Raw genomic sequence first — 7,939 nt, forward strand, 5'->3', positions numbered from 1 at the left:
TGCGCGAGGATGCCCATCTGCGCGCCGGGCTGAACGTCGCCGAGGGCCGCATCGCCCATCCCGCCGTCGCCGAGGCAATCGGCGAAACCCTCCTCCCCACAGATCAACTCCTCAACGCAGCTTGAGAGCGGAGTGGCTGGACAACAATTTTTCTGACCGGGTTGATTTCGTTAACCGGACGGTAATCGGATCGGGGCCATGATCGGGGGGCAGCCAAAATGGCTGTTGCGATGAAGGAATAGCCCCGATGCAAGATCATGCCGCTACGAAAATCGCCGAGCGCAACGCCTCCACCGTCAGCCCGCTGATTCTGACCGACCGGCTGATCTCACTCGCGCAGGATGCCGAGCGGGCCGGTTTGCCGTTCATGGCGAACCGGCTGGTGCGGCTTGCCTTGCGAGCGTGCCGGCCGCCGCCGCGCCGCAAAACCCGCTGATCGGGTTGCCGGCCCGCTTTGACCCGAAACCGGCGGTTCCGCTATGCCGGCAGCCAGTTTCGGGAGGAATCGCATGCCGGACACCGTCAATGCCGAAAGCCGTCAGCCATCGGGTCCGCTTGCCGGGCTGACGGTGTTCGACCTGACCCGCGTGCTCGCCGGGCCGAGCTGCGTGCAAATGCTGGCCGATCTCGGCGCCGCGGTCATCAAGATCGAGAAACCCGGCTCGGGCGACGACACGCGCGGTTTCGTGCCGCCTTCCATGCCGGGGACGGCGGAGAGCGCCTATTTCGCCGGGACCAACCGCAACAAGCGCTCGGTCACGCTGGATATCGCGCAGCCGGAAGGCCAGCTTATCGCCCGCGCGCTGATCGCGCGGAGCGACATCCTGGTCGAGAACTTCAAGGTCGGCACGCTGGCGCGCTACGGGCTTGGCCATGCGCAGCTCGCTCCCGAGCATCCGGGCCTGATCTATTGTTCGATCACCGGATTCGGCCAGACCGGCCCCTATGCGGAGCGGCCCGGCTATGACAGCCTGATCCAGGCGATGGGCGGGATCATGTCGCTTACCGGCGAACCCGACGGAGCGCCGATGAAGGTGGGCGTGCCGGTCGCCGATCTGTTTGCCGGGCTTTACGGCGCGATCGGGGTGCTCGCCGCCCTGCGCCACCGGGAACGCACCGGGCAGGGCCAGCATATCGATATCGGCATGCTGGATACCCATGTGGCCTGGCTCGCCAATCAGGGGATGAACTATCTGGCGACCGGCCAGAACCCGCCAAGGCTGGGCAACCAGCATCCGAACATCGTGCCTTATCAGGTCTTCGCCACCGAGGATGGCCATATCGTCCTCTCGATCGGCAACGATCCCACCTTCGCGCGGTTCTGCCGGGAATTCGGCCTCGACCATCTGTGCGGCGATGAACGGTTCGCGACCAATGCGGCGCGGGTCGCCAACCGGGCCCTGGTGACCGAAACGCTGACGCCGGTGCTCGCCGCGCATTCGTCTTCCTGGTGGCTCGGCCGGCTGGAGGCGCTCAAGATCGGCTGCGGGCCGATCAACACGCTCGAACAGGTTTTTGCCGACGCCCAGGTGATTGCGCGGGGCAATCTCGTGGATATGGCCCGGCCCGACGGCACTTCGGTCAGACTGGTCGCCAATCCGGTGCGGTTGTCGGCAACCCCGGTGGATTATCGCCTGCCGCCTCCCATGTTGGGAGAACATACGGACGAGGTGCTGACCGATATGCTGGGTCTGAGCGAAACCGACCGCGCGGCGTTGCGTCGCGACGGCGTGATCTAGGCGGCGCGGGCGATGGCGCGCCAAGGCTTCGTGCCCTATCTGCTGGGGACGGATTTTCATCGTCTCGCCTTCGTCGAGTTCGGCAATCCGGCGGCGGAGGCGGTTGTCTGCGTTCACGGCCTGACCCGGACCGGCCGGGATTTCGATCCGCTCGCCGAGGCGCTGGCCGATCGGTTCCACGTGATCTGCCCGGATCTGCCAGGGCGCGGAAAATCGGACTGGCTCGGCGACGCGGCGCTGTATCAGCCGCCCTCCTATGTGATTGCCCTGGCGCATCTGCTCGCTTTTCTGAACAAGCCGGTCGCCTGGGTCGGCACCTCGCTCGGCGGCATCTGCGGCATGATGATCGCCGCCGCGAAGCATACGCCGGTCACCCGGCTTGTGCTCAACGATGTCGGCGCGCAGATTCCGGCGGCGGCGCTGGCCCGCATCCGCGACTACATGACCAAGACCCCGGAACGTTTCGCCGCCATGGCGGAGCTGGAGGCGCATCTGCGCATGGTCCACGCGCCGTTCGGAAAGCTGAGCGATGCGCAATGGGCGCATCTCGCGCGGTATTCGGCCCGCCGGACCGAGGGCGGCGGTTTCGCCTTGCATTACGATCCCAAAATCGCGGAGCCGCTGCGCGCCGCGATTCCGCTCGATGCCGATCTGTCGCCGATCTGGCGGCAGGTGAGCGTGCCCGTGCTCGCGATCCGCGGGGCGGAGAGCGATCTTTTGACCGAGCCGGTTTTCGAACGCATGGCGAGCGACGGCGCGGCGACCCTGACCGTGTCCGAATGCGGCCACGCGCCGGCCTTGATGGACCAGCCCACGATCGACGCGATCCGCGCTTTCCTGGAGGCGCGTGGATGAGCGTCCGGGGCCGCCTCGCGCCCTGGTGGCGCGGGCTGGTCGCGGCGTTCTGGGCGCTGCTGAGCGGGGAGATGTCACTCGTCTCCGCCGGTTGTGCCTTCTACGCGACGCTCGCGCTGTTTCCGGCGATCACCACCCTGATCTCGCTCTATGGGCTGATGTTCGACCCGATCTCGGTCGAGCCGCAATTGCTCTATCTCAAGCATTTCATGCCGCCGGCGGCGTTTCAGCTCATCGCCGGGCGCATCCAGCATCTGGTGTCCGGCGGCAAGACCAGCCTCGGCATCGGGCTTGCGATATCGCTCGCGTTCACCCTCTATTCGGCGGCGTCGGGCACGAAATCGCTGATCTACGCGCTCAACGTGATCCACAAGAAGGAAGAAACGCGGGGCGTCATTCGATTTCAACTGGTGACCCTCGGCATGACGCTGCTCGCCATCGTCGGCGCGATCATCGCGATCGGCGTGCTCGTGGTGCTGCCGCTGGCATTCTCGTTCTTCGGATTCGGCGACGATTCGGCACTGTTCGCGGTGATCATCGGGGGTGTGATTCTGGTGGGCTTCATGGGCCTCGCCCTTGGTTTGTTCTATCGCTATGGTCCGGCGTTCGAGCGGGCTCCGGGGCATAAGGTTGCCCCTGGCGCCACGCTCGCCATCCTGGTCTGGCTCGCGCTGTCCTATGGATTCGCCGTCTATGTCGGGCAATTCGCCGCCTATAGCCGCACCTATGGGCCGCTCGCCACGATCATCGGGCTGATGATGTGGTTCTATCTCACCGCCTATACGCTGCTGTTCGGCGCCCTGTTCAACGCGGCGCTCGAGAACGAAACCGTGGCAAGAACGCCATAGCCGGAAAACTTGCAGCGACATCCGGGGAGATATGCTGCATCGGCGTTGTCGGCGGGCCACATTGCTCTTATGGCACGAGAATTGGACCGATCAGCCGCACCTGCAGGGATTCCGAGCGTCCGCGCGATGATGCGCGGCAACCGGGCATTGGAACAGCGGATCGGGATGACTCCATGACCCGCAAACCCGCTCCGAAGCATGGCGCCGCCCTGCCGAGCGCCGAGGCGCTGCGCGATTTCATCGCCGAGGCGGGAACGCGGCTCGGCAAGGGCGACATCGCGCGGGCATTCGGCGTCGCCCCGGAGCACAGGCAGGCACTGCGGGCGATGCTGCGCGGGCTGGAGCGCGAGGGCGCGCTGGTCCGCGCCGGCGGCAGGCGGATTCGCGCCGCCGAAGCCTTGCCGGAACGCTGCGTGGTGGAAATCACCGGCACCGATCGGGATGGCGACCCGATGGGTCGCCCGGTGCCTTGGACTCAGCCGGGACGGCCGCCGATCGTTTTCATGCAACCCGAACGGCGCGGCCACGCGGCACTCGCCCCCGGTGCCCGCGTGCTGGCGCGGCTGCGCCGGATCGATGGCGATCGTTACGAGGGACGTACGCTCAAACGGCTCGACGACGAGCCGGCAACCGTGATCGGCGTGTTTCGCGCCGAGCGGGCGGGCGGCTGGGTCGAGCCGGTCGAGCGCAGGAGCCGCGCCGAATGGCAGGTGCCTGCCGGCGAGACCGGCGGTGCCGAAACCGGCGACGTGGTGCGCGCGACCCCGCTGCCTGCGTTCGGCCTTGGCCCGAAGCCGGTGCGAATCGTCGAACGTCTCGGCAAGATGGGCGATGCGCGGTCGATCAGCCTGATCGCGATCGCCTCGCTCGGCATTCCGGTGGAGTTTCCGCAAGCCGCGCTCGATGAGGCGAAGCGCGCCCGCGCTGCGCCGCCCGGCAAGCGCACCGACCTGCGCGCCGTGCCGTTGATCACGATCGACGGCGCGGATGCCCGCGATTTCGACGACGCGGTGTACGCCGAACCGTCCGGGCCGGGCTTTCGCATCGTCGTCGCGATCGCCGACGTGGCGTTCTATGTGAAGCCCGGCTCGGCGCTCGATCGCGAGGCCAAGCTGCGCGGCAATTCGGTCTATTTTCCCGATCGCGTGGTGCCGATGCTGCCCGAGGCGCTGTCCAACGGCTGGTGCAGCCTGCGGCCGAACGAAGATCGCGGCTGCCTGTTCGTCGAGATCGAGATCGGCGGTGACGGCCGTAAATTGCGGCACCGTTTCGGGCGCGGTCTGATGCGCAGCGCCGCACGGCTGACCTACGAGGCGGTGCAGCACGCGCATGAAGCAGGGTCGGAAGCCGATCTGCCCGCCGGAACGCTGGGGCATCTCTACGCCGCCTATCGCGCGCTCGCGGCGGCACGCGCGGCGCGCGGCACGCTCGATCTCGACCTGCCGGAACGCGAGATCACCCTTGATGATCAGGGCAAGGTGACCGGCGTTGCACCACGCCCGCGGCTCGACAGCCACCGTCTGATCGAAGAGTTCATGATCCTCGCCAATGTCGCCGCCGCCGAGGAGCTGGAGCGGCTGCGCCAGACCTGCATGTATCGCGTTCATGCCCCGCCCTCGCCGGAAAAGCTCGACGCGCTGCGCTCCCTGCTCGCGACCTTCGACATCTCGCTCAAACCGGGCGACCAGATTCTGCCGCGCGATCTCGACCATATCCTCAAGCGTGTCGCCGGCACCGATGCAGCGCCGCTGATCAACGAAACGGTGCTGCGCAGCCAGTCCCAGGCGGAATACGCGCCGGAGACCATCGGCCATTTCGGCCTCGCTTTGAAGAGCTACGCGCATTTCACCTCGCCGATCCGCCGCTACGCCGATCTGCTGGTGCATCGTGCCTTGATCGCCGGGCTGAAGCTCGGGCAGGATGGTCTTCGTCCCGAAGACGGCGCGGATTTCGCCGATATCGCCCAAAGCATCACCATCACCGAGCGCCGCGCCACCGATGCCGAGCGGCAATCGGCCGATCGCTATCTGGCCGCCTATCTCGTCGACCGGGTGGGCGAGGATTTCGCCGGGCGGATTTCAGGGGTGACGCAGTTCGGCCTGTTCGTTTCGCTCGCGGAAACCGGGGCGTCGGGTTTCGTGCCGATGGCGCTGCTGCCCGACGATTTCTGGCATTACGACGAAGCATCGGTCACGCTTTCGGGCAAGCGAAGCCGGATCGTGTTCCGCCTCGCCGATAAGGTCACGGTGCGGCTGCGCGAGGCGAAGCCGGTCACCGGCGGGTTGCTGTTCTCGCTGGTCGGCGGCGGCGGAATCAGGCACGGCGGCGCGGCCGGGCGGCATGAGCCGAAGCCGAAGGGCAGGAAACGGCCGGGTACCGCACCCGCGAAATCGCGGCGCAGGCGCGGATGAGGCATCGCCGGGCCCCGCGTTCCTGGCGATTCGTCGCCTTGCTGTGCGTGGTGCTGCCCTTTTGCGGCGCCTATGCCGCGGCGCCCGGATTCGGCACCGCGCGAGCCGGCGCCGTGTGGGGTGCGGCGCTGGAATTCATCGCGCCGCGCACGCTGGAGCCGCTCGGCATTCCGCGCATGGCGGTCTGGGGTCTTTCGGGGATCACCGCGCTCGACCCCGATCTGACGGTGCAGGAACAATCGGGCAAGCTGCTGCTCTACGGGCCGAATCGGATCATTTTCGCGACCGCGGCGCCCCAGCCGACCGATGCGATGGCCTGGGGCGATGCCTGCGCCGCCGTCGCCGCGCGGGCTTTCGCGGTCTCGCCGGCTCTGGAAAGAGCCGGGACAGAGGGCGTGATCCGCAGCTTTTTCGACGAATTGTTCAACCATTTCGATCCGTATTCCCGCTATGAAGCGCCGCGCGAGGCCGCGCAGGACCGGGCGATGCGGCTCGGTCATGCCGGGCTCGGCATCACCCTCGGCCGGGAAGGTTCGGCCGTGGTGGTGGCGCGGGTGGCACCGTCGAGCCCGGCCGATGAGGCCGGAATCGCGACCGGCATGGTGGTGCTCGCGATCGACGGTGCGGCGACAGCCGGCCGGCATCTCGCGGCACTGCAGTCGCGGCTGCGCGGACCGGCAGGCAGTTCGATCGCCTTGACGGTCCGGCCGGCCAGGAGCCTGCCCCAGACCGTGCGCCTGACCAGTGGGCTGGTGCCGACCCAGACGGTGTTCGGCTCGATGAACGGGGATATCGCCATGCTGCGGGTGATCGGTTTCGATCGCGACACCGGCGAGCAGTTTGCCGCCGCTTTGGGCGCGCTGATGGCTGGAAACCCGGCGCCGAAGGGAATCGTGATCGATCTGCGCGGCAATCGCGGCGGGCTGCTGCGCCAGTCGGCCCTGAGCGTCGATACCCTGCTCGGCCAGGGTACGATCATCCGCACCGTGGGCCGCGACCCGGTGGCGGACCGGCTGTGGCGGGCCGAAGGCGGCGATCTGGCGCGCGGCCTGCCGGTGGTGATCCTGGTCGACGGCGCGACCGCGAGCGCCGCCGAGGTGTTTTCGGCTTCATTGTCCGACAATGATCGCGCGGTGGTGGTGGGCAGCGCCACGCTGGGCAAAGGGCTGGTGCAGAGCGTGACCTCGCTGCCCGGCGGTGGCGAGCTGTTCGTGACCTGGAGCCGGATGATCGCGCCGCGCGGCTGGCCGCTTCAGGGGCTCGGGGTGTTTCCCGAGCTTTGCACCAGCCTGGGCACGAATTCGCTCGCCGCCCAGATCGCCTCGCTCAAGGCGGGGCGCGACATGCTGGCCAAGCCGCTGGCCGAAACCCGCGCCGCGCGCGCGCCGATGCCGCTCGCGGAGGTGCTGGCGCTCCGCGATTCCTGCCCGGCGAGCGTGGGGTCCAGCGGGTATTTCAAGGCGGCGAAGGCGCTGATCGACGATCCGGTCGCGTATCGCGCGGCGCTGATTCATCCCTTGGTCGCCGCCGCGGCGCGCGGGGCTTGACCGGGCACCGGCGCTCCGCCATATGCCTCACCTCGGAGAAGAAATCATGGCCAAATCAAGCACAGTTCAGATCAAGCTGATATCGACCGCCGATACCGGCTTCTTTTATGTCACCAGGAAGAACGCCAAGGCGCAGACCGGCAAGCTCGAATTTCGGAAATACGATCCGGTCGCGCGCAAGCATGTCGCGTTCAAGGAAGCGAAGATCAAGTAAGCGGCGCCTCGCGGGCCACACCTTTCTCCATCCATTTCGGCTTTTCCCGCCGGTCGCCGGCGGGTTCGCTCGCATCCGTGTTTCGGTGATGCGGGCGGCTGAGCCGCGCCACGAATTCTCTTGCCTCGGTTTCGGTCTGTGCGCAGAGTGCGTTCAAGAAGCGCTGGGCACATAATCCAAGGGGGCAATCATGAAACCGTTCCAATGGCTGGCGGTGATTCCGTTTATTGGGCTTTTGATCGGGCCTGTGGTGCATAACCGGCTGCATCCGTTTATTTTGGGGATGCCGTTTCCGCTTGGCTGGATCGCGGTGTGGATCGTGCTG

General features: G+C 67.1%; 7 protein-coding genes. All 7 read left to right on the forward strand.

Annotated elements, in window-relative coordinates; all coding sequences use genetic code 11:
- The first annotated feature begins 247 nt into the window (after positions 1-247).
- The 7 genes from L2A60_RS19315 to rpmG all read left to right on the forward strand — a co-directional run bounded on the left by L2A60_RS19315 (position 248) and on the right by rpmG (position 7,614).
- Positions 248-436 (forward strand): hypothetical protein, encoded by a 189-nt coding sequence (locus L2A60_RS19315; protein ID WP_235706097.1) that lies wholly within the window; start codon positions 248-250, stop codon positions 434-436.
- 73 nt (positions 437-509) lie between these two features.
- The gene (locus L2A60_RS19320; RefSeq protein ID WP_235706098.1) at positions 510-1,739 is read left to right on the forward strand and encodes a CaiB/BaiF CoA transferase family protein; all 1,230 of its coding nucleotides are present in this window, start codon (positions 510-512) and stop codon (positions 1,737-1,739) included.
- 12 nt (positions 1,740-1,751) lie between these two features.
- Entirely contained in the window at positions 1,752-2,594 is an 843-nt protein-coding gene (locus L2A60_RS19325; RefSeq protein WP_235706099.1) for an alpha/beta fold hydrolase, read from the forward strand.
- Positions 2,591-3,442: a YihY/virulence factor BrkB family protein gene (locus L2A60_RS19330; RefSeq protein WP_235706100.1), complete on the forward strand. Its 852-nt coding sequence runs from the start codon at positions 2,591-2,593 to the stop codon at positions 3,440-3,442. Before L2A60_RS19325 ends, L2A60_RS19330 begins: the two co-directional genes overlap by 4 nt.
- Before the next feature lie 173 nt (positions 3,443-3,615).
- The gene (gene rnr / locus L2A60_RS19335) at positions 3,616-5,853 is read left to right on the forward strand and encodes a ribonuclease R (protein ID WP_235706101.1); all 2,238 of its coding nucleotides are present in this window, start codon (positions 3,616-3,618) and stop codon (positions 5,851-5,853) included.
- Positions 5,850-7,400, forward strand: a complete 1,551-nt coding sequence (locus L2A60_RS19340; RefSeq protein ID WP_235706102.1) for a S41 family peptidase — start codon at positions 5,850-5,852, stop codon at positions 7,398-7,400. Before rnr ends, L2A60_RS19340 begins: the two co-directional genes overlap by 4 nt.
- Positions 7,401-7,446: 46 nt before the next feature.
- Positions 7,447-7,614 carry a 50S ribosomal protein L33 gene (rpmG, locus tag L2A60_RS19345; RefSeq protein ID WP_235706103.1) on the forward strand — a complete coding sequence of 56 codons (168 nt, stop codon included), beginning with the start codon at positions 7,447-7,449 and terminating at the stop codon, positions 7,612-7,614.
- Positions 7,615-7,939 lie beyond the last annotated feature (325 nt).

Origin of the sequence: Acidiphilium iwatense (assembly GCF_021556475.1) — a bacterium.
GTDB lineage: Bacteria > Pseudomonadota > Alphaproteobacteria > Acetobacterales > Acetobacteraceae > Acidiphilium > Acidiphilium iwatense.

Excerpts from the sequence above, each read along its gene's own strand:
- L2A60_RS19315 (WP_235706097.1), top strand. The coding sequence starts at position 248 with ATGCAAGATCATGCCGCTACGAAAATCGCCGAGCGCAACGCCTCCACC.
- L2A60_RS19320 (WP_235706098.1), top strand. The coding sequence starts at position 510 with ATGCCGGACACCGTCAATGCCGAAAGCCGTCAGCCATCGGGTCCGCTT.
- L2A60_RS19325 (WP_235706099.1), top strand. The coding sequence starts at position 1,752 with ATGGCGCGCCAAGGCTTCGTGCCCTATCTGCTGGGGACGGATTTTCAT.
- L2A60_RS19330 (WP_235706100.1), top strand. The coding sequence starts at position 2,591 with ATGAGCGTCCGGGGCCGCCTCGCGCCCTGGTGGCGCGGGCTGGTCGCG.
- rnr (WP_235706101.1), top strand. The coding sequence starts at position 3,616 with ATGACCCGCAAACCCGCTCCGAAGCATGGCGCCGCCCTGCCGAGCGCC.
- L2A60_RS19340 (WP_235706102.1), top strand. The coding sequence starts at position 5,850 with ATGAGGCATCGCCGGGCCCCGCGTTCCTGGCGATTCGTCGCCTTGCTG.
- rpmG (WP_235706103.1), top strand. The coding sequence starts at position 7,447 with ATGGCCAAATCAAGCACAGTTCAGATCAAGCTGATATCGACCGCCGAT.